The sequence below is a fragment of the Rheinheimera sp. genome, from assembly GCF_965283995.1.
In the GTDB taxonomy this organism is placed as follows: Bacteria; Pseudomonadota; Gammaproteobacteria; order Enterobacterales; family Alteromonadaceae; genus Pararheinheimera.
The window spans coordinates 1,812,691-1,832,604 of record NZ_CBDIQG010000001.1; the positions used below are offsets into that span (position 1 = coordinate 1,812,691).

At 50.4% G+C, this 19,914-nt stretch carries 21 protein-coding genes; 6 read left to right on the top strand and 15 right to left on the bottom strand.

The features are described 5' to 3' along the window. Nucleotides 1-7 precede the first annotated feature (7 nt). From rseP to rpsB, 8 genes are all read right to left on the bottom strand, one after another. Nucleotides 8-1,360, bottom strand: a complete 1,353-nt coding sequence (gene rseP / locus ACQ66Q_RS08355) for a sigma E protease regulator RseP (RefSeq protein ID WP_430456366.1) — start codon at nucleotides 1,358-1,360, stop codon at nucleotides 8-10. After that, complete coding sequence (gene ispC / locus ACQ66Q_RS08360; RefSeq protein WP_430456367.1) at nucleotides 1,360-2,556, bottom strand: 1-deoxy-D-xylulose-5-phosphate reductoisomerase; 1,197 nt, start codon at nucleotides 2,554-2,556, stop codon at nucleotides 1,360-1,362. Before ispC ends, rseP begins: the two co-directional genes overlap by 1 nt. Beyond that, nucleotides 2,556-3,416, bottom strand: a complete 861-nt coding sequence (locus ACQ66Q_RS08365) for a phosphatidate cytidylyltransferase (protein WP_430456368.1) — start codon at nucleotides 3,414-3,416, stop codon at nucleotides 2,556-2,558. The genes ispC and ACQ66Q_RS08365 overlap by 1 nt, the downstream gene beginning before the upstream one ends. 5 nt (nucleotides 3,417-3,421) lie before the next feature. Further along, complete coding sequence (gene uppS / locus ACQ66Q_RS08370) at nucleotides 3,422-4,189, bottom strand: polyprenyl diphosphate synthase (RefSeq protein WP_430456369.1); 768 nt, start codon at nucleotides 4,187-4,189, stop codon at nucleotides 3,422-3,424. Between the two features lie 93 nt (nucleotides 4,190-4,282). Then, nucleotides 4,283-4,804 carry a ribosome recycling factor gene (gene frr / locus ACQ66Q_RS08375; RefSeq protein WP_377248479.1) on the bottom strand — a complete coding sequence of 174 codons (522 nt, stop codon included), beginning with the start codon at nucleotides 4,802-4,804 and terminating at the stop codon, nucleotides 4,283-4,285. Between the two features lie 83 nt (nucleotides 4,805-4,887). Beyond that, complete coding sequence (pyrH, locus tag ACQ66Q_RS08380; RefSeq protein WP_208932338.1) at nucleotides 4,888-5,628, bottom strand: UMP kinase; 741 nt, start codon at nucleotides 5,626-5,628, stop codon at nucleotides 4,888-4,890. Nucleotides 5,629-5,794: 166 nt separating this feature from the next. Next, nucleotides 5,795-6,667, bottom strand: a complete 873-nt coding sequence (gene tsf, locus ACQ66Q_RS08385; RefSeq protein WP_430456370.1) for a translation elongation factor Ts — start codon at nucleotides 6,665-6,667, stop codon at nucleotides 5,795-5,797. A 103-nt stretch (nucleotides 6,668-6,770) separates the two neighbouring features. Beyond that, nucleotides 6,771-7,499, bottom strand: a complete 729-nt coding sequence (gene rpsB, locus ACQ66Q_RS08390) for a 30S ribosomal protein S2 (protein WP_430456371.1) — start codon at nucleotides 7,497-7,499, stop codon at nucleotides 6,771-6,773. 248 nt (nucleotides 7,500-7,747) lie between these two features. Between rpsB and map the strand changes: the two genes are divergently transcribed. The 3 genes from map to dapD are packed head-to-tail and all read left to right on the top strand — an operon-like array spanning nucleotide 7,748 to nucleotide 12,033. Beyond that, on the top strand, nucleotides 7,748-8,542 hold the full coding sequence (gene map, locus ACQ66Q_RS08395; protein ID WP_430456372.1) for a type I methionyl aminopeptidase: 795 nt from the start codon (nucleotides 7,748-7,750) through the stop codon (nucleotides 8,540-8,542). Between the two features lie 32 nt (nucleotides 8,543-8,574). Further along, nucleotides 8,575-11,199, top strand: a complete 2,625-nt coding sequence (glnD, locus tag ACQ66Q_RS08400) for a bifunctional uridylyltransferase/uridylyl-removing protein GlnD (protein WP_430456373.1) — start codon at nucleotides 8,575-8,577, stop codon at nucleotides 11,197-11,199. Between the two features lie 9 nt (nucleotides 11,200-11,208). After that, the gene (gene dapD / locus ACQ66Q_RS08405) at nucleotides 11,209-12,033 is read left to right on the top strand and encodes a 2,3,4,5-tetrahydropyridine-2,6-dicarboxylate N-succinyltransferase (RefSeq protein WP_430456374.1); all 825 of its coding nucleotides are present in this window, start codon (nucleotides 11,209-11,211) and stop codon (nucleotides 12,031-12,033) included. A 229-nt stretch (nucleotides 12,034-12,262) separates the two neighbouring features. On the opposite strand, the gene ACQ66Q_RS08410 is transcribed toward dapD, so the two are convergent. The 4 genes from ACQ66Q_RS08410 to ACQ66Q_RS08425 form a co-directional block, all read right to left on the bottom strand. Next, the gene (locus tag ACQ66Q_RS08410; RefSeq protein ID WP_430456375.1) at nucleotides 12,263-14,623 is read right to left on the bottom strand and encodes a TonB-dependent receptor plug domain-containing protein; all 2,361 of its coding nucleotides are present in this window, start codon (nucleotides 14,621-14,623) and stop codon (nucleotides 12,263-12,265) included. Between the two features lie 63 nt (nucleotides 14,624-14,686). After that, on the bottom strand, nucleotides 14,687-15,205 hold the full coding sequence (locus ACQ66Q_RS08415; RefSeq protein ID WP_430456376.1) for a carboxypeptidase-like regulatory domain-containing protein: 519 nt from the start codon (nucleotides 15,203-15,205) through the stop codon (nucleotides 14,687-14,689). 470 nt (nucleotides 15,206-15,675) lie between these two features. Continuing rightward, nucleotides 15,676-16,473, bottom strand: a complete 798-nt coding sequence (gene truC / locus ACQ66Q_RS08420) for a tRNA pseudouridine(65) synthase TruC (protein ID WP_430456377.1) — start codon at nucleotides 16,471-16,473, stop codon at nucleotides 15,676-15,678. Then, a complete protein-coding gene (locus ACQ66Q_RS08425) occupies nucleotides 16,460-16,804 on the bottom strand; it encodes a YqcC family protein (protein WP_430456378.1) in 345 nt (114 codons plus the stop codon). The genes truC and ACQ66Q_RS08425 overlap by 14 nt, the downstream gene beginning before the upstream one ends. Before the next feature lie 92 nt (nucleotides 16,805-16,896). Between ACQ66Q_RS08425 and ACQ66Q_RS08430 the strand changes: the two genes are divergently transcribed. After that, nucleotides 16,897-17,193 carry a DUF3301 domain-containing protein gene (locus ACQ66Q_RS08430; RefSeq protein WP_208932346.1) on the top strand — a complete coding sequence of 99 codons (297 nt, stop codon included), beginning with the start codon at nucleotides 16,897-16,899 and terminating at the stop codon, nucleotides 17,191-17,193. Here ACQ66Q_RS08430 and ACQ66Q_RS08435 read toward each other — a convergent pair. The 3 genes from ACQ66Q_RS08435 to ACQ66Q_RS08445 all read right to left on the bottom strand — a co-directional run bounded on the left by ACQ66Q_RS08435 (nucleotide 17,173) and on the right by ACQ66Q_RS08445 (nucleotide 18,662). After that, a complete protein-coding gene (locus ACQ66Q_RS08435) occupies nucleotides 17,173-17,511 on the bottom strand; it encodes an Mpo1-like protein (RefSeq protein ID WP_430456379.1) in 339 nt (112 codons plus the stop codon). The genes ACQ66Q_RS08430 and ACQ66Q_RS08435 overlap by 21 nt on opposite strands. Beyond that, nucleotides 17,511-18,161, bottom strand: coding sequence for a GNAT family N-acetyltransferase (locus tag ACQ66Q_RS08440; protein WP_430456380.1), 651 nt, complete (start codon nucleotides 18,159-18,161; stop codon nucleotides 17,511-17,513). The genes ACQ66Q_RS08435 and ACQ66Q_RS08440 overlap by 1 nt, the downstream gene beginning before the upstream one ends. A 129-nt stretch (nucleotides 18,162-18,290) precedes the next feature. Next, entirely contained in the window at nucleotides 18,291-18,662 is a 372-nt protein-coding gene (locus ACQ66Q_RS08445) for a DUF3192 domain-containing protein (protein WP_430456381.1), read from the bottom strand. Nucleotides 18,663-18,835: 173 nt separating this feature from the next. Between ACQ66Q_RS08445 and ACQ66Q_RS08450 the strand changes: the two genes are divergently transcribed. Both ACQ66Q_RS08450 and ACQ66Q_RS08455 read left to right on the top strand, forming a co-directional pair. After that, the gene (locus ACQ66Q_RS08450) at nucleotides 18,836-19,144 is read left to right on the top strand and encodes a hypothetical protein (protein ID WP_430456382.1); all 309 of its coding nucleotides are present in this window, start codon (nucleotides 18,836-18,838) and stop codon (nucleotides 19,142-19,144) included. Then, nucleotides 19,144-19,914, top strand: a complete 771-nt coding sequence (locus ACQ66Q_RS08455; RefSeq protein ID WP_430456383.1) for a DUF2310 family Zn-ribbon-containing protein — start codon at nucleotides 19,144-19,146, stop codon at nucleotides 19,912-19,914. Before ACQ66Q_RS08450 ends, ACQ66Q_RS08455 begins: the two co-directional genes overlap by 1 nt.

The following is a 19,914-nucleotide window of genomic DNA, read 5'->3' on the forward strand; positions in this document are numbered from 1 at the left end:
TTAGTTATTACAAACGAGAAATATCGTTGAGCAGCGCAATTCCCATTAACATCAGCAGAACGAAGGCTCCGATTTTAAAACCTGTCTCCTGCGCTTTCTCAGAGACCGGCCTGCCGCGTATTAGTTCAACGACAAGATACATTAAATGACCGCCGTCCAAAATAGGCAGCGGCAGTAAATTTACCACCCCCAGATTGACGCTAATCAGCGCCAGAAAGGACAGGAAGGCAATCAGGCCAAGGTCTGCACTGCTACCGGCACCTTGTGCAATGGAGATTGGGCCACTTAAATGTTTCACGGAAACGTCACCTAACAGCAGCTTCCCCACCATCGAAAAACTCAGCCGCACCAGTTGCCAGGTCTTTTGTATGCCCTGCCAAACCGCTTCTATCGGCCCATATTGCACCTGTTGAATGTACTGAGGGTCAACCGGCTGCACCTTTGGTGACACGCCGAGGAAGCCCTGATGAAAACCATCTGCGGTCAGTTGCGATGCAGGGGTCACTGTCAATGTCACAGGTTGACCATCCCGTTCAACCAGCAACGACAGTGCTTTGCCCGGATTATTCTGGATGATTTTGACCATACTGGCCCAGTCGGTCAGCGCCACGCCGTCTAAGACCTGCAATTTGTCATTCAGCTGCAACCCTGCCGCGGCGGCCGGACTATCCGGCTGCACTGAACCTACATCTAACAGCGGTTTCGCTTGTACCGGCACCATACCGAGGCTGCCAAAGACCGAGTCCCGTTCAGGATCAAATTGCCAACTGGTTAAATCCAGCCGCACATCTGCGCCAGGGCTGTTACTGTCATCCGCCATCGTCAGCGTGACGCTGTCACGGCCAATTTGCTCCAGCAGCAACAGTTGCACGCCTTGCCAGTCCTGCACGCTTTCACCATTGACGGCAATAATTTGCTGGTTCGGCAGATAGGCTCTGGCCGCGATCGAATCCGGTGTGACCTCTGCAACAACCGGACGCAGGCTTGGCACGCCAATCAGGTACATCAACATCAGCGCAAAAATGGCAAACAGGAAATTGGCGGCGGGACCTGCCGCAATGACAGCCATCCGTTGTGGCACTGTCTTGCTGTCGAACGCCTGATCAGCATACTGCGGTAACACCGGGTCGACCCGGCCATCGAGCATCCGGACATAACCGCCTAATGGAATCGCCGCGATCACGAACTCGGTGCCATGGCGATCACGCCAGCTAAACAGTGTTTTGCCAAAACCAATCGAAAACCGTTGCACCAGAATGCCGTTTTTACGCGCGACCCAAAAATGACCATATTCATGCACAGTAACCAGCAGACCAAGCGCTACGACAAAACTCAGCAGGTTCCACAGAAAATCAAACATCAGGACCAATCCTTTAATAACTTCAGCGAATAGGCACGGGCCTGACCGTCCAGCCATAAAATTTCTTCAAGATCAGACACCTTGCTAGCTGCAAAATGTGCCAGTACCTGAGCATTCAGCGCGGCTATTTGCGGAAAACGGATCTGCCGGTTTAAAAATGCATCGACCGCGATTTCGTTGGCAGCATTGAGCGCTGTGGTCGCGCCCTGGCCCGCCGCACAGGCTTGTTGCGCCAGATATAGACATGGATAGCGTGCAGCATCCGGCTGTTCAAAAGTAAAAGCCGGCACTTCGAAGAAATTCAGCGGTTTAACATTGGACGCGATCCGCGCAGGAAACGCCAGAGCATGGGCGATCGGTGTACGCATATCCGGATTACCGAGCTGCGCCAACACCGAACCGTCAGTATATTGCACCATCGAGTGAATGATGCTTTGCGGATGAATCACCACTTGAATATCGCTGACAGCGCAGTTGAATAACCAACGCGCCTCGATAAATTCCAGGCCTTTATTCATCATCGTCGCGCTATCGACCGAGATTTTTTTGCCCATATTCCAATTGGGATGGGCCACAGCCTGTTCCGGCGTGATCTGGTCAAAGGCATTCAGCGGCGTCTGGCGAAATGGCCCGCCACTGCCGGTTAGCAGAATTTTGGCGATACCCGCGGTTTGAAGTTCACTCTGATAACAATGTTGCTGCAACGCTGCGGGCAAACATTGAAAAATTGCATTATGTTCACTGTCGATCGGCAGCAACGTCGCGCCATGTTGTTGTACTGCGCGGATAAACAACTCGCCGCTCATGACCAATGCTTCTTTGTTGGCTAGTAGCACGGTTTTGCCGGCTTTTACTGCGGCCAGGGTTGGCAGCAGGCCTGCAGCACCAACAATCGCAGCCATGACCACATCAGCATCCGGATGCGCTGCCAGTTCTGCCAGTGCGTCGGCACCTGCGACAACTTCAGTCGTCAAACCTGCTTGCTGCAGTTGCTGCTGTAGTTCAGCGGCATCGGCGGCATCACTTAGTGCCGCATATCTGGGCCGGAACTGCACACATTGGGTGAACAACACATCCAGACGTTTACCGCCTGTCAGTGCCAGCACCTGATACAAATCAGGATGTTGTGCTATCACATCCAGCGTACTGCAGCCAATAGAGCCGGTCGCGCCCAGCACTACTACTTGTTTTGGCATTAAAAACCACCAAACATAGCAACAAAAATTGCGAACAGCGGTGCAGTGGCGGTCAGACTGTCAATCCGGTCTAACATGCCACCATGACCTGGAAAAATGCTGCCACTGTCCTTGAGACCTGCAACACGTTTAAACATACTTTCAGACAGATCACCAAACACTGATAACAATGTCAGGATCACTGCGGCAGCAAACCATAAACCGGTTTGTTCAGGCCAGCCCTGACCTGCAGCAACGACGCCGACCAGCAGCAATACAAACAGCAGGCCACCGGCAAAACCTTCCAGGGTTTTGCCAGGACTGACATCGGGCATCAGTTTGTGTTTCCCAAATGGTTTACCGATGACGTAACCGCCAATGTCTGCCGCCCAGACCAGACCCAACATCAGACAAATCAGCCAGGCGCCGGTAAAGCTGGATTGCTCGAAATTAACCTGACGCACTAACAAAATCGCAGTGAAACTAGGCACCAGGGTCAGCACACCCATCAATGCTTTGACAGGCTGGCTGCCTGCCCAGAAACGTTGGGAAACGCGAAAGCTCAGCACCAGCAACACAGCCAGCAACCACCAGATCACGCCCAACCATAACACGGCCTGCACGGTATAATTCGTCTGCACCGGCCAGTGTAGAGCTGCTGGTGTCACCAGATAGACGGCGCCATACAGCACTGCAATCAGCGTGGTAAAAGCGGTTTTGCTGCTACTGGTATGCCAGCCACAAAAACCGGCCCATTCCCAGGCTGCCACTGCAAAAGCCGTTGCCAGAAAGATAGCAAAGCCGATCGGCGGTAAATAAAACACCGCCCCCAGCGCAAGCGGAGCCAGCACTAAAGCTGTGATCACCCGTTGTTTAAACAAATCTATTATCCTTGTCCAGTTGCCGCTGCCAGCTCGCGGATCTGCGCGCCGGTACAGCCGAAACGTCGTTCGCGGCTGACAAAACTGGCGATAGCATCGGCAAATACCTGATCATCAAAATCAGGCCATAAGGTATCAATAAAAAGCAGCTCCGCATAGGCAGCCTGCCATAGCAAAAAATTGCTGATGCGGATGTCACCACCAGTGCGGATCATCAAATCCAGTTCAGGCTGGTCGTGCATCTGGATATGGCTGGCAAGTAGCTGTTCGTTGATCTCGTCAGGCTTTAGGGTTCCAGCGGCTACTTGCAGCGCAAGCTGCTGCGCCGCCTGAGCAATATCCCAACGTCCGCCATAGTTTGCCGCCACATTCAGCGTTAAACCGGTATTACCGGCAGTCAGCGCTTGCGCTTCGGCGATTTTGGCTTGTAATTTTGTGCTGAAACGCGACAAATCACCGATGATATTCAACCGGACCTGATTCTTGTGCAGCAGCTTGATCTCTTTTTGCAGCACAAACATAAACAGTTCCATCAGACTACTGACTTCGTCTTCCGGCCGGCGCCAGTTTTCGCTGCTAAATGCAAACAGAGTTAACGAAGGAATGTTCAGCCGACGGCAAAAACTCACCGCGCGACGCACCGCGTCCACGCCTTTTTTGTGGCCCCATACCCGGGGTTTGCCTTGTCGTTCTGCCCAACGGCCATTGCCGTCCATAATAATGCCGACATGCCGGGGCAGCGCCTGATCCATCGTCGAGCTTGTAATAGTCATCCGTCGAAATATCCGCATTGAATGCTGTTTTTATCAACAAAAAAGCGCCGCGAAGGGGTCTGCACGGCGCTTTCCATCAGCCATGGACAGTCATCAGACTTCCATGAGTTCCTTTTCTTTTGCTGCCAGAACTTCATCAATCTTTTTGATGAACAGGTCGGTCAGCTTTTGCGTTTCTTCCGCGGCGCGGCGTTCATCGTCTTCACTGATTTCTTTGTCTTTTTGTAACGCTTTAAAATCAGCGTTGGCGTCACGACGGATATTGCGCACCGCAACGCGTGCGCCTTCGGCTTCAGCACGTACTACTTTAACCAGATCACGACGACGCTCTTCCGTCAGCGCCGGTAACGGCACCCGGATGCTGGTGCCGGCACCGATTGGGTTTAAGCCTAAATCAGATTGCATAATCGCTTTTTCCACAGCCTGGATCATCGAGCGATCAAATACTGTGATCATCAGCGTGCGGGAGTCTTCAGCAGAGACGTTGGCACATTGACGCAGCGGCGTATCCACACCGTAATAAGACACGTGAATACCATCAAGCAGGCTCGGGTGAGCGCGGCCGGTCCGGATTTTCGACAGCTGGTTTTTCAGCGCATCTACGCTTTTATCCATCCGGGTTTTGCTGTCTTGCAGAATATCGTTAATCACTTGGTTGTTCCTTCGCGTACTGTCGGCTCGAAAAAAGTGCCGGTAGTTTACTGTAAATTTTCAGCGTGGTCGATCACTGTACCTTCCGCTTCGCCCATCGTCACGCGCTTCAGTGCGCCTGGTTTATTCATGTTAAACACACGGATTTGCAGATTGTGGTCACGCGCTAATGTGAACGCAGCTAAGTCCATGACTTTTAACTCTTTTGACAGAACTTCATCATAAGTCAGGCTGGCGTATAAAGTTGCCGTTGGATCTTTTACCGGATCGGCGGAATAAACGCCGTCTACTTTTGTCGCCTTTAACACAGCATCCGCTTCGATTTCGATGCCACGTAAACAGGCTGCAGAATCTGTGGTGAAAAATGGATTACCGGTGCCGGCAGAGAAAATCACCACGCGGCCGGATTTCAGCAGGCTGATCGCTTCGGCCCAGCTGTAGTTGTCACAAACACCATTCAGCGGGAATGCACTCATCAGACGAGCGTTAACAAAAGCACGGTGCAGCGCGTCACGCATGGCGAGACCATTCATCACGGTTGCCAACATGCCCATATGATCGCCGACTACGCGGTTCATCCCGGCCTTCGCCAGACCTTCACCACGGAAAATGTTACCACCGCCAATCACGATACCCACCTGGATCCCAAGCTCGACCAGCTCTTTGATTTCGGCGGCCATCCGGTCCAGCACTTTGGGATCAATACCAAAGCCTTCATCGCCCATCAGGGCTTCACCACTGAGTTTTAACAGGATTCTTCTATAGGTAGGTTTTGGATTGATGCTCATAGGATCCCCATCATGCTGGTCAGTTAAAAACATAGAATGCAATGAAACTGCTGAGGCGGTACTGGCAGAAAGACTGCAGTTTCCACAGGTTTCACTTAAAAAAAACCGCGGCTGGCAAGCCAGTCGCGGTTAGTGTAGTCGGTTTCAGCGTCATGCTGAAGCGCGATTATTTCTTCGCTGCAGCGATTTGAGCAGCAACTTCAGCTGCGAAGTCAGTTTCCTGCTTCTCGATGCCTTCGCCTACTTCCAGACGGATGAAGCTGACTGCTTTCGCGCCGTTTTGCTTCAGGAAATCGCCTGTAGTAATAGCTGGGTCTTTCACGAATGGCTGACCAGTCAGTGATACTTCGCCAGTGAACTTAGTCATCCGGCCAGCAACCATCTTCTCAGCGATTTCTTTTGGCTTACCGCTGTTGATAGCGATTTCGATCTGGATTTCCTGTTCTTTTGCCACAACATCAGCCGGAACTGAGTCTGGAGTCAGGAAAGATGGGTTGTTTGCAGCAACATGCATAGCAACATCTTTTGCTACGTCTTCGTTACCGCCTTCCAGTACTACTAACACGCCGATACGGCCTGAGTGCGTGTACTGACCGATCACGTCACCCTGAACTACAGAGATGCGACGGATATTGATGTTTTCACCGATTTTAGCAACCAGTGTCGCGCGAGCTTCTTCAACAGTCGCTTCGCCCAAAGAGGCAGCGCTTAACGCTTCCACAGTGAACAGCTGGTTGGCGTGCGCCAGATCTGCAGCTGCGTTAGCAAATGCCAGGAAGTTAACATCGCGTGCAACGAAATCTGTTTCGCAGTTGAATTCAATTGCAGCAGCGTAACCGTTACCAACGCGAGTCAGCACAGTACCTTCTGCAGCGATCCGACCAGCTTTCTTGGCAGCTTTGGCCTGACCGTTTTTACGCATTAATTCAATTGCGCCTTCGATATCACCGTTGGTTTCTTCTAAAGCTTTTTTGCAGTCCATCATGCCAGCGCCAGTGCGCTCGCGTAATTCTTTAACCATACCGGCAGTTACGGCCATGGGGAATTCCTCGTTTCAATCGGGTTAGACAAACAGGGGCGAAGCCCCTGTCAGATTAAAAGGTGAATGGGGTCAATCTGATGACAGACCCCATACAGCTGTATTACTCAGCTGCAACGAAGTTGTCGGCTTCAGCCTGAACTTCGATGTTTTTATCACGGCCTTCTGCGATAGCAGCATTTACGGCACTCAGGTACAGCTGGATAGCGCGGATCGCGTCATCGTTACCTGGGATAACAAAATCAACACCTTTTGGATCAGAGTTTGTATCAACGATAGAAACCACTGGGATACCCAGGTTGTTGGCTTCTTTGATCGCGATGTGTTCATGGTCAGCATCGATCACGAACAGAGCGTCTGGCAGACCGCCCATATCTTTGATACCGCCTAAGCTCTTTTCCAGTTTTTCCATTTCACGGGTACGATCCAGCGCTTCTTTTTTGGTCAGCTTGTCGAAAGTACCGTCCTGGCTCTGAGATTCCAGGTCTTTTAAACGCTTGATGGACTGACGAACAGTTTTCCAGTTAGTCAGCATACCGCCTAACCAGCGGTGGTTAACATAGTACTGGTCAGCTTGTTTAGCAGCATCTTTGATTGCTTCAGAGGCAGCGCGTTTGGTACCAACGAACAGGATTTTGCCTTTCTTCGCAGCCACTGACTGGATGAAAGTCAGTGCGTCATTCATCATTGGAACAGTTTTTTCCAGGTTGATGATATGAACGCGGTTACGGGCGCCGAAAATGAAAGGCTTCATTTTTGGATTCCAGTAACGAGTTTGGTGACCGAAATGTACGCCCGCCTGGAGCATATCGCGCATTGAAACTTTAGCCATTTGAGTAATTCCTTAAAGGGGGGTTAGGCCTCCATACATCCCATAGATCCGACTGAAGCGAGCTTCAGCACCCCGGCTTATGTGACGATGTATGTGTGTTGTTTAACTTAAGTTTGGGTTTGCAATATTGACGCTGACGGCTCTTTTCAGAATTTCGTCGGCTTTATTTGCCAAATTGCGGCGCGCTTTATACCATAGGCGCCCCGTAAACACAACGAATTGTGTAGTTTTACAGCAGAGAGCACCCCATGGCCGCGACGATCAAAACCCCGGAACAAATCGAAAAAATGCGCATTGCAGGCCGTCTGGCGGCAGAAGTGCTGGAAATGATCGAACCGCATGTGAAACCGGGTATCACTACCGGCGAACTCGACCGGATTTGCCACGACTATATGGTCAATGTGCAAAAGACCATCCCTGCCCCGCTGAATTACCACGGTTTTCCAAAATCAATTTGTACTTCTGTCAACCACGTGATTTGCCACGGTATTCCGGCGGATGACAAAGCGTTAAAAGACGGCGATATCGTCAACATCGACATCACCGTGATTAAAGACGGCTTTCATGGCGACACATCCAAAATGTTCGTCGTCGGCAAACCAAGCATTCTGGCCGAACGGCTGATCCGCGTCACGCAGGAATGTTTGTATCTTGGCCTGAAAAAGGTCAAAAACGGCGCGCGCCTCGGCGATATTGGCCATGTGATCCAGGTCCATGCCGAGAAGCATAACTATTCGATCGTGCGCGAATATTGTGGTCACGGCATTGGCGAAATCTTCCATGAAGACCCGCAAGTGTTGCACTACGGCCGGCCCAATACCGGTGATGTGCTGAAAACTGGCATGTGTCTAACCGTTGAACCTATGGTCAATGCCGGCGAACGTCACAGTAAATTACTGAAAGACGGCTGGACGGTTGTAACGAAAGATCGTAGTTTATCCGCTCAGTTCGAGCACACGATTGTCGTGACGGACACGGGTTGTGAAATTCTGACCTTGCGATCAGATGACACTATTGAGCGGATCCTGACAGCGGACGCCTGAGCGCGGTCCCTGTCAGCACAGGGTAACAGCGCATGACAACGGCTATGGTCTTTGAAAAAACAGTCCCGGGCCAGTTTACCCTCGACGGTTACAAAAAACATTTCAGTGACTTTCTCGACTGGCTGAAAGTCGCTTCTGCCAGCCAAAGCGTAGCGACGCTGGTGCGGGCAAGAGCCCGTTTTATTGACGAGGTGCTGCAGCAGCTGTGGCGCCATTATCAGTTGCATCAGCATAAAAGCCTGACATTAATCGCAGTAGGCGGCTATGGCCGTGCTGAGCTGCATCCCTATTCTGATATCGATTTACTGATCCTGACTGAATCGCGTTTAAGTCGTGAGCAGCAAGACCAGATCGGCCAGTTTGTCACCGTATTGTGGGATCTGCGCCTTGAAGTCGGCCACAGCGTACGCACCATCAAAGAAACGCTGACATTGGGCCGCGACGACATCACCATCGCCACCAACCTGATGGAAATGCGTTTTCTCTGCGGTAATCAGCCTTTATTCGAGCAGCTGTCGCATGAAGTCAGCAAAGACAACTTCTGGCCGAGCAAAGATTTCTTTCAGGCCAAGCGCCATGAACAACAAGGCCGACATGCGCAGTATCATGGTACAGCCTACAACCTTGAACCGAATTTAAAAGCCAATCCAGGCGGCCTGCGCGATATTCAGACCGTCGGCTGGGTGGCAAAAAAACACTTCCGCACCCGCACCATGCGGGAGTTAGTTGCGCACCATTATCTGACTGAAGATGAGTATCAGGAGCTGATGGAGTGTGAGGCCTATTTGTGGCAAATGCGTTTTGCGCTGCATCTGGAAGCAGGCCGTAATGAAAACCGCATTTTGTTCGATTATCAGCCGGCCGTTGCCCGTTGGCTCGGTTTTGGTGACGACGGCAAAGCCTCGGTCGAACGGATGATGAAACGCTTTTTCCGCACCGTGCAGCGGGTCAGCGAACTGAACGAAATGCTGTTACAGCACTTTGAAGGCAACATCTTAAAAAGCCACAGTAAGTTCAAAGTGCAAAAGCTCGATGATGTGTTTGAACAACATGGTCATTTAATTTTTGCTTCTGACAAAGCCGTATTCGCCCGACGGGAAAATATTCTGAGGTTGTTCTGGCACATTGCTGAACAACCGCAAATCCAGGGCATTCATTCCGAAACATTGCGCCTGTTACGGCAAGTGCGGCGCCGTCTGATGGGCGATCTGCAGGACTATCAGGGCTGCCGCGATTTATTTATGGCGATCATCCGCCATCCGCAAGGCATGGACCGCGCTATCACGTTGATGCACCGCCACGGCATCCTTGCAGCCTATTTACCAGCCTGGCGCAATATTGTTGGTCAGATGCAGTTTGACCTGTTCCATGCTTACACCGTTGATGAACATACCCACCGCTTATTGAAAAACCTGCATCGCTACACCGAACCGGAGTTTGCTAACGAATTCCCGCTGTGCACGGATATAGTCAAACGGCTGGAAAAACCGGAACTGCTGTATTTGGCCGGGATCTTCCACGATATCGCCAAAGGCCGTGGCGGTGACCATTCGGAACTCGGTGCTATCGATGCCCGCGAGTTTGGCAAAATGCATAAACTCAGTGAATTTGATACAAAACTGATTGTCTGGCTGGTGGAACAGCACCTGCTGATGTCGGTGACGGCACAGCGCCGTGATATTCACGATCCGGCCGTGATCGCCGAATTTGCCGACAAAGTTCGTGACGAAACCCGGCTGAATTATCTGTATTGCCTGACCCTGGCTGACATTCGGGCCACCAACGACAACCTATGGAATGACTGGAAAGGCTCGTTACTGCGTGAGCTTTATCTCGGTACACAAAAGGCTTTCCGCCGCGGTCTGGAAAAGCCGATGGACCTGCGTGATCAGATCCGTGAGCACCAGACTGAAGCGCTGCGTTTGTTAGCAGAGACCGGTATTACTGAAGATAAAGTGTTGCCGCTGTGGGCAAAATTCAAAGCCGATTATTTCGCCCGTTACAATCCTAAATTGATTGCCTGGCACAGTGAAAACTTACTGGCGCACACGGATTTTAGCAAGCCGATGGTGCTGGTCAGCCCGACCGCGATGCGCGGCGGCACGCAGATCTTTGTTTATACTGCGGACCAACCCAAACTATTTGCCCGGATGGTCGCGGCACTCGACAGCAAAAAAGTCAGTATTTTTGATGCCCAAATCATGACCAACAAAGATGGTTATGCCATGGATACCTTTGTCGTGCTGGAACAAAACGGCAACGCTGTGACGTCCACCTCCAGGATCCAGAGTATTAAAAAGGCATTGGAACAGGCGATCGGTCAACCCGAGTTGCTACTGAACGCCAAAGTGCGCGTGAACAAACAGCTCAAAGCCTTCCATGTGCCGCCCAAAGTGGTGTTTTTACCGGGTAAAAATAAACACCGCACGATGCTCGAACTGGCAGCTCTGGATATGCCGGGCTTGCTTGCCACTATTGGCCAGGTGTTTGCGCAGTGCGAGATTAATATCCATGCCGCCAAAATCACCACTATCGGCGAACGTGCCGAAGACTTTTTTATGATTTCAACCCGCGAGGACCAGGCGTTATCGGCTGACGAGCAGGCGATTTTGCGCCGGGTGCTGGTGGAACAACTCACAGATGTTACAGAAGGCTGAAGAACCACCATGTCTGATTTAAAAAGCATTATCGAACAAGCATTTGAAGACCGCTTGTCGATCACTCCATCCACCGTCAGTGACGAAGTCCGTCAGGCAGTGAACAACGCAATCGCTCTGCTCGACTCCGGCCAGGCCCGTGTTGCGGAAAAAATTGCCGGTGAATGGGTGACCCATCAGTGGCTGAAAAAAGCGGTACTGTTGTCGTTTCGCATTAACGACAATCAGGTGATGGATGGTGCTGAAAACCGTTTTTTCGACAAAGTGCCAATGAAATATGCCAGCTACAGCCATGAACAGTTTGTTGCTGAAGGCGTGCGTGTGGTACCACCTGCCGCCGTGCGTAAAGGTAGCTATATCGCTAAAAACGTCGTACTGATGCCCTCTTACGTCAATATCGGCGCTTATGTCGGTGAAGGCACAATGGTCGATACTTGGGCGACCGTTGGCTCTTGCGCCCAAATTGGTAAAAACGTGCATTTATCCGGCGGCGTTGGCATCGGTGGCGTGTTGGAGCCGCTGCAGGCCAATCCAACCATTATCGAAGACAACTGCTTTATCGGTGCCCGCTCTGAAGTGGTCGAAGGTGTCATTGTCGAAGAAGGCGCGGTGTTGTCGATGGGTGTTTATATCAGTCAGTCCACCCGGATCTTTGACCGTGAAACCGGCGAAATCACTTACGGCCGCGTACCAGCCGGCGCTGTAGTTGTGCCAGGTTCTATTCCGTCAAAAGACGGCACGCATAGCCTGTATGCCGCGATCATCGTGAAAAAGGTTGATGCGCAAACCCGCGCCAAAGTCGGGATTAATGCGTTGTTACGTAGTATTGACTAACCCGCTGGTCTGAAAGAGCCCTGCAAATGCGGGGCTTTTTTTTGCCCGTAACAAGCGGCGGATCCACATCATCAAGTCAGCACTAATCTCGCCTGCCTGTTGGCTGCATCACCCTTCCCTCCAGATAAAAAAAGCCCGCTGAGGGAGGGACAGCGGGCTTTGACAATCACTTGTTGTAGGGTAACGCAAACAGAGTGCGATCTATACAAACGCACTCTGTTTTAACTCATCAGAAGTCCAGAGACACGCCAAGCCGGATTTGACGTGGAGTCTGGAACGAGTTCGCCATGCCGTAGAATTGGTTCTGAGTACCGGAGACGGTCTCACCCAGTTCGTTAACTGACTGAACCTGCTGAGTATCCAGCACGTTGAACATGTCTAAGCTGACACGACCTGCCAACTGGTTATAAGTAAATGCATAAGATACTGATGCATCTAAGTTAAACAGCCAAGGAGTTTCACCTTTAGAACCACGTGGGTTAAAGATGTAAGTTTTGGTCGTTGAGTTATAGACGTAGTACGTATCACCGTAACCTGGTTGTGGAATTGGGCTATTCACTGGGAAGCTCAGACCACGCATAGAGACCGGACGACCTGAAACAAGTGAAGAGTTCAGACCTACACTCCAGTTATCAGTCAGTGAGTATGAACCGTACAGTTTGAACGCATGGCGACGGTCATTTGGCAGGTTGCCGTTTGAACCTTCAGCACTGGCTTTGAAGTCGAGGAATGAAGATACGCCGGTATCTGTCTGATAGTTATCAGAGTTCACACCACCTTCGTTGTTACCATAGCTGTGTGACCATACATATTGCGCTGTCCACGACAGGTTTTCTGCACGATGACTCAGTTCGAACTGAATTGCAGCATAATCACGTTTGCCTTCTGGTAAACCCAATGCTTCAGCTGAGTAGTACTTCACTGAACCCGGATCGACTTTACCGTCGCCGTTTTCGTCTTTACCGAAGGTGTGACCTTTACCCGGGTTAAACAGTGTACAGATGTTACCATCGCCTGTCGGGTCAATTTCACGGTCACAGTAGTCATCACCCATGTTGTCAGTAGTACGGTAAGTACCACGCACCATTGCGGTATATTCTTCGTTCAGTTCACGTTGGTAACCCAGGATGTATTCAGTGACAGACTGTGCTGAATACTCAGGTGCTGCTGACAGAATTGGATCCGGAATCGCACCGGTGCCGTTGATGTGCGTATCTAACAGGGTCAGGCCAGTTGGCGTGTTGTTGGCTGAATTGACACCAGTGAAACGGTAGTATTCAGTCACATCGCGGATACCAGAAGCAGTACGGTAGTTAGTATTCACCGGAATTGGGAAGAAGTACTTGCCATAGTTCGCGAATACTTTAGAACTGCCATCGCCGTTTGGATCGTAAGTCAGGCCCAGGCGTGGTGCAATCTGGTCATCCAGTTTCACGAAGGTGACACCGGTTTTACCTTTGTTTTCAGCGACGTCTGAACGCACACCAATAGTGGCAAACCACTGTTCGTTGATAGTCCATTGATCTTCTACGTAAATTGCATAGTTTTCAGTAGAGAATGCACCACCACCGGCAAACACACGTTTTGACACATAGTCATGTGCAGCCCCTGTGTTGTTTTTGTAGTCAGTACCACCGATGGTCGCGCCAGCGGCAATAGTGTTATAGGCGTAAGTACCGTCGCCTGCCGGAGCAGTGATGTGGTTCGCTTTAATTTCTTCGCCGTCATAACCGAAACGTAATAAATGGCCATCCATAAAGGCCCATTCGAAGTCAACCCGGCGGATTTCACGTTCGATTTCATTACTGTCGATACCAGTACCCGAGCCACAGGACAGCAGTGGGCTGGCTTGGTTTGGACGCGAGTCAGTGACTGAAGGACATTCAGTGTTGCCCGGGATCACGCTCGATTCAGTTTTGTAAGTACCAACCATGGCAGAAACGTTGAAAGTCTCGCTGAAAGTACCGCTATAGCTTAATGAACTGCTGGTACCACCCTCTTGGATCTCGTCAGAGAAAATCCGGTTTGCTGGCGTGGTAACAGTGTCTGTCAGCGCGTTGTAGTTGACCTGAGTCCGGTCACGGCTTTGGTCGTTCGAGAAACCAAACAGTGACAAACGGTGGGAGTCGTTAATTTCCCAGTCTACTTTACCGCCCCAGAATGCATCGTTACTGTCCGTTTCGCGCCAGCGGTTGGTTGCAGTAGTCCGGGCGTTTGATGCATAAGCTTCTTTTCGTTCAAAGCTACGTGGGTTGTAAATAGCGTAGAAGAACAGTTTGTCTTTGATGATTGGACCCGCAGCTGAAATCGTCGCGTTGGTTTCAGTGTATTCATTTTTGGTCGTATCGCGGAACACTGCACCAGCGTAGTTAGTCAGTTCAGTGCCGTCACCCAGGTAATCTGGCTGATAATAGGCAGTCGCGCCAAATTCAAATTCGTTAGTACCAGATTTTGATACTGCGTTGATCACACCGCCGGTTGCGCGGCCGTACTGGGCTGAATAACCACCAGTTTTTACCTGGAATTCTTTATAGAATTCGAACGGGATAGAACCACAACCTAAACCTTTATCTGGGTCAGTGACGTTCATACCGTTGATATAACAAACGTTTTCAGCAACTGAAGAACCTGAGAACGACGCCAGGTTACCAAACTATGATTCACCTTTGATGGTGCCCGGCGCCAGCAGGGCAACTGATGTGATATCACGGCCAACTGGCAGACGATCAAATTCAACTTCACCAATAGTCAGACCTGAGTCAGCACTGGTCAGGTCAACTGCAGAAACACGGGCGCCCGTGACTTCAATGCGTTCAACGCCTGATGGAGCGCCTAAGTCAAAACGGGCATTCGCAGTACCGCCAACGGTGACACGGACTTTTTGTTGTCCGGCCAGCGTACCGCCTTTTGTTACAACGATTTCGTATTCACCGATTGCCAGTTGTGGGAAACGGAATGAACCTGAAGCATCGACCTGAATTTCACGACTGAAACCGATGTCAGGGTTTTTGATAGTGACTGTGTAACCGTTAGCAGGGACACCTGAGATTGCACCAATAACAGTACCTGTAGAGCCTGCAGCGGAAGCTGCACCAGACATACCAAGGATTGTAGATACCGCCAGCGCAGCCAGCGAGCGCTTAAAGCGCCATGTTCCGTTGTTGGATTTCATTATTTCTTATTCTCCAATTTGTTGTTATCTAGGAACTTTCCGTTCCTTACCTAGTATTACCATGAACTTACTCCGGCTGTACACAGACCAATTACCCATTAAAGGTACTATAAAGATGCAAAAAAAATGGAAAAACTGCGTAATTTTTCCATTCAAATTACATCTGTTCACAAAATCGGCAAGAATTTGCCATACCTGAGAGTCGGAATTATTAAAAAAAAACGTTAGATATTTTTCGTAAGATTATGTAACTAAACGTTTTTTATATCCGTCTTTATCAGTCAGACTGCATGAAACAAAAAAATTGGTTCATATTAATTTTTTCATTTATTTATCATTATTTAACATCGAACAAGGCGCGCGGCTGCGTCCAATTAACAAAATTCTGCGATATTCGGTTTGAACTGACTCAATGTCAGTTTAAAACTTACTTCATGCCGCCATAATCAGGTAATTATCCAGATTCTTCCTTAATCCTGCCGTCGGGGTAGCAACTCATAGTTCATTGCCGGGAATTGGCGGATGAAGTCATCTTCGTCGAACGTGAAGCCAATCTGGAGCAATAATGCAGCAAAATCTCGCCAAGGTGCTGATAACGAAATCGTCTCACCGGAAACTGGATGGCAGAAGCTAAGCCGGGCGGCGTGCAGAAGTAAACGAGCGCAGCTGAACTGTTGACGGAACAACTGATTGTGCTTGCCATCACCATGAGTAGTGTCGCCAATAATTGGATGAAACAGATGTTCACAATGGCGGCGCAGTTGGTGTTTACGTCCGGTCAACGGTTGTAATGCGAGTAAGCTGTAACGCGCTGTTGCATAACGACCGACAGCAAAGGGTAATTCGATATGTTGTAAAGGCCAAATTGCCGTTTGTGCCGACTGCGCTGCTTTGTCTTGACGGGCGAACTTATCAGCAATCGCATCCTGCTGCTCTTTCAGCGCATAATCGAGCAGCAGCGCCTCTTTCAGATGTCCACGCACCACAGCCAGATAAGTCTTTTGCCACAGATGCTGTTGCTCTCCCATGACTCGGGCGATCTCACTAGACAAGCCAAATAACAATACGCCTGAAGTTGGTCGGTCTAACCGGTGTAGTGGAAACACATGCTGACCAATCTGGTCACGCAGCCGCAACATGACAAACTCTGTCTCATGTTTGTCGAGGAATGATCGATGTACCAGCATGCCGGCAGGTTTATTGACCGCGACCAGCCACTGGTCCTGATACAGGATCTCCAACGGAGGTTTGACTTCAGACTCTTGCAACCTGTTGCTCCCGTCGGCCACTTAACAACTCATCCAAATCGGCGATGCGATTAATCAACGGCCATGCCCTTTCCTCTAAACCTGCAAAGGCTTCTTCGGCGATCGGGCAAATGCTGATTTGACCCGGCAACGGCAGCCGCGCATCAATCAGCGCCTGCATCCTTGGCAGTAAAACATACTGCAACCATTGTTGCAGTGGCATCGTATCGCAACAAAATGGTGCCTGGCTGGCAAGCGCAGCAGCGCTGGGCGGCAGCTCAGTCCACAGCTGCAGGCGTCGTAATTCAGCCTCAATGGCCTGTAATATCGCTTGGGTCTGTTGATACTTCATCGGAAGCTCCCCGGAAGAAAGGCTGCGGATTTTAGCACAGTGCTTGCTTTTACTGATGAGCAGCCACATGATCGTCGCAGGGAGGAACCTTTATGAGTTCAATTGCGGTTTTACTGGCGCTGATGCTGGTCGCTTATCTGTTTTTACTACAACGCCGGCAAGACGAACGCGCTACTGCGTTAGCGCGGCAACTGTGCCAGCAACAGCAAGTTCAGTTTCTCGATTGTGCACGTGACGGTCACCGCTGGGTCAAGATAAGCCAGAGATCTGGTTTACGGACTTTATATCTGATTGATTTCAGTGGAGATGGTGAAAGCCGCTACCAAGCAGAACTGTGGATGAAAGGCCTTCGCCTAGCGGACTTTAAACTACCGCCCTTTCGGGTCTGATGCGGTCAAACGCGTTGCCAATCTGCCGGTCATGAACTCAGCATACATGACCCAGTCACCCAGCAGGCTGTAAAACGGGTATTTGAAAGTCGCAGGTCTGTTGTGTTCGACAAAAAAATGCCCGGCCCAGGCGAAGCCATATCCAGCCAGTGGTAACCACCACAATAATGCCCATTGGGCAGTCCACAGTGCATAACCCAAAATAACCAACACCAATGTGCTGCCACAATAATGCAGTGCCCGGCACAGTGGGTGTTGGTGTTCGCCAAGATAATATGGATAAAACTCACTGAAACGCTGAAACTCGGGCGTGGTCATCAGGACTCCTGCAGTTGTTGCCGTTTTCTAAACAGCAATTTACCGCTGACCTGCTGGAAGTCAAGTTGACCGACGACCTGATATTGGTCCTGATGGAAAAACTGCAGGTATTTGTCCAGCGTGACAAAAACGCCGACGCCTTCTGACCCCGGATGCTGGTCAACCCAATGATCAATTGCTTTTAAAAAATGCCCCATGGCCTCTGGGTGATGGTAAGCCGGGTTTCGGGCGATAAACGCCAGCATATGGTAGGAAGATGCAGGCATTGCATCGTGTACTTTGCGTTCTTTGTCGAGCATTTGTTTGCTGGATAAATATCCTGCCGTCAGCAACATTTTCAGCCGCCAATGCCAGAGGCGCTCGCCCTGAAATCCGGCATCTGGCTCAGTCAGGCAAGCCACCCCCAGCAATTGCTCATCACAAAACAAGCCCAAAACCGGCTGTTGTTTATCCCAGAATGTGGCAATTTCTTCTCTGATCGCGGCCCGTAATCTGGCTTCAAAATCCGGTTTTTCTGCCTGAAAAATCTGCATAAATAAGGGATCGTCGTGGTAGGCGCTATACAGAATAGAATTGGCTTGTCTGAGTTGTTCGGCATTGAGTTGCTCAATGCGACATTTGGAAAAATCCAGCGGTGTTGACTGGTTCATACCACGCCCCTTTTTTATAGTTCCACTGACGATAGCAGGGCGAATCGGAACTGCAAGTTTGTGCCTCGATCAGGTGTCGACAAAAAAACGCCGGGCTCTGCACCCGGCGCTTTCTCATGGCCAGCTTGTTCAGAGGTTTTGATAGGCCTTGTCACCCCAACCAACTAATAAACCCCGTTTGAAAATCAGTGCGGTACATTCATCTTTACTGGTCATGCCATCACTGTGACTGTGATGGGTGCGATAAAACAGCACTTCGACTGTCTCGCCCTGTTTGTTAAAGGACTCACTGAAAGCCGGAGTGCCGAGGTTTTGCCGGACGGCGCCAATCTCAGTACCTGTTTTGAGCCCGCTGACATAATTCTGGTTGTACTGCTGCGTCTTGCGCCAGTTGTTGCCATCATCGTCATCATCAAAATCATCATTACCGACAGCCACAACACACCCTGACAAACTGCTGATCACTGCAACTGCGGTGATTAATTTAAAAAATGCATGCATATATTTTCCTTAGTTCTGAAAAAACAATTCGCTGACTGAATTGATAAACTCGCTCAGCAATCCTAATGCCAACTATTTAATCATTTAAATTCAAATAGTTAAACCACCACACTCGCACTCAGCACAATTAAAGTGGTAAATTAAACCAATATTTAGCCAATGTAACGATTCTGATGAGCACATTACAAAACCGGATTGGTGTTATTGCCACTCAACTACAACAGGAAGGTAAGTCGCCAAGTCTTGCACTGGTGCGGGCGCGGCTAGGCGGCGGCATCAACCCGGCAGAGCTATTCAGCGCTTACCAGAGCTGGCGCGCTCAGGGCAGCCCGCTGACAAAATCTACAGAAGAACCCGGTGCCGTAACTAAATCCAGCGCTGACGGCAAAGATAACGCCTATGACACAGCCATCAGACAGGATTTGGCGCGGATTGAAGCGAAATTGGACCTTATTCTGACGTTGCTGCAGGAAAAATCCTGATGTACAGCGCCGAACTTCAGTTCCGGATCATTGGCGATACCAGCTATGCAGCTGCGGAAACTGCGATCCGTGTGTATTTGGAAGCGTTGATTTTTCAGGGCCAAATCCTCGGCCGCGAGTTTCCCACAGCATTCCAGCAGGAACAGTTCGTCAGTCGGGTGGTGTTACCAGAAAAAAATGCGTTGCAAGCCGAATATCATAGCCAATCGGGCCACAAGGCGCTGCAAGCACTGCAGCAGGCTGGGCTGTCATACCCCAAAGTACTGATCATGGGGATTGATTTGATGTCCAATCACACCGACCCTTGCGAGCAGCCAGACAGTTATATCCTGTACTGCCGTTTTGCCCAGATGAATTCAGTCCTGTATTGCGCGGAACATTTTGCCCCGGTACCACTATACCGTTTAGGCGTACAGACCGGCTTTGAAGATTTAATCCGCTGGCAGCTGCAATATCAGGCGCTGGACGAGATCCAGATGCAGCACCACAGTGTGCTGCTAAAACCGGCTGAGCGCGCCCTGCAGAGTTTTCGCAGCACCTTAAATATGCAAGGCCGGCGTTTTGCCAAAACACTGAGTGCCCATACTGGTAAACCGGTATATTACGCCTTGTATCGCGGTGTCAGTGCGGACTGCAGCCTTGAAGCAAGCCGTTGTTGTCCGGGCTGCAGCGGGTCATGGTTGCAGGAACAGCCCTGGCACGATCTGTTTGATTTTCGCTGCAACCGCTGCCAGCTGCTCAGCAATATTGCCTGGCAATGTCAGGGCTGA

What these genes read in the sequence shown, in the direction of transcription:
- ACQ66Q_RS08425 (WP_430456378.1), bottom strand. Translation starts at nt 16,804, where the DNA reads ATGAAGTATCAACAGACCCAAGCGATATTACAGGCCATTGAGGCTGAA.
- uppS (WP_430456369.1), bottom strand. Translation starts at nt 4,189, where the DNA reads ATGACTATTACAAGCTCGACGATGGATCAGGCGCTGCCCCGGCATGTC.
- map (WP_430456372.1), top strand. Translation starts at nt 7,748, where the DNA reads ATGGCCGCGACGATCAAAACCCCGGAACAAATCGAAAAAATGCGCATT.
- ACQ66Q_RS08435 (WP_430456379.1), bottom strand. Translation starts at nt 17,511, where the DNA reads ATGACCACGCCCGAGTTTCAGCGTTTCAGTGAGTTTTATCCATATTAT.
- glnD (WP_430456373.1), top strand. Translation starts at nt 8,575, where the DNA reads ATGACAACGGCTATGGTCTTTGAAAAAACAGTCCCGGGCCAGTTTACC.
- ispC (WP_430456367.1), bottom strand. Translation starts at nt 2,556, where the DNA reads ATGCCAAAACAAGTAGTAGTGCTGGGCGCGACCGGCTCTATTGGCTGC.
- rseP (WP_430456366.1), bottom strand. Translation starts at nt 1,360, where the DNA reads ATGTTTGATTTTCTGTGGAACCTGCTGAGTTTTGTCGTAGCGCTTGGT.
- dapD (WP_430456374.1), top strand. Translation starts at nt 11,209, where the DNA reads ATGTCTGATTTAAAAAGCATTATCGAACAAGCATTTGAAGACCGCTTG.
- frr (WP_377248479.1), bottom strand. Translation starts at nt 4,804, where the DNA reads ATGGATAAAAGCGTAGATGCGCTGAAAAACCAGCTGTCGAAAATCCGG.
- ACQ66Q_RS08415 (WP_430456376.1), bottom strand. Translation starts at nt 15,205, where the DNA reads ATGAAATCCAACAACGGAACATGGCGCTTTAAGCGCTCGCTGGCTGCG.
- ACQ66Q_RS08440 (WP_430456380.1), bottom strand. Translation starts at nt 18,161, where the DNA reads ATGAACCAGTCAACACCGCTGGATTTTTCCAAATGTCGCATTGAGCAA.
- ACQ66Q_RS08430 (WP_208932346.1), top strand. Translation starts at nt 16,897, where the DNA reads ATGAGTTCAATTGCGGTTTTACTGGCGCTGATGCTGGTCGCTTATCTG.
- ACQ66Q_RS08450 (WP_430456382.1), top strand. Translation starts at nt 18,836, where the DNA reads ATGAGCACATTACAAAACCGGATTGGTGTTATTGCCACTCAACTACAA.
- ACQ66Q_RS08410 (WP_430456375.1), bottom strand. Translation starts at nt 14,623, where the DNA reads ATGAACGTCACTGACCCAGATAAAGGTTTAGGTTGTGGTTCTATCCCG.
- pyrH (WP_208932338.1), bottom strand. Translation starts at nt 5,628, where the DNA reads ATGAGCATCAATCCAAAACCTACCTATAGAAGAATCCTGTTAAAACTC.
- ACQ66Q_RS08445 (WP_430456381.1), bottom strand. Translation starts at nt 18,662, where the DNA reads ATGCATGCATTTTTTAAATTAATCACCGCAGTTGCAGTGATCAGCAGT.
- ACQ66Q_RS08455 (WP_430456383.1), top strand. Translation starts at nt 19,144, where the DNA reads ATGTACAGCGCCGAACTTCAGTTCCGGATCATTGGCGATACCAGCTAT.
- rpsB (WP_430456371.1), bottom strand. Translation starts at nt 7,499, where the DNA reads ATGGCTAAAGTTTCAATGCGCGATATGCTCCAGGCGGGCGTACATTTC.
- tsf (WP_430456370.1), bottom strand. Translation starts at nt 6,667, where the DNA reads ATGGCCGTAACTGCCGGTATGGTTAAAGAATTACGCGAGCGCACTGGC.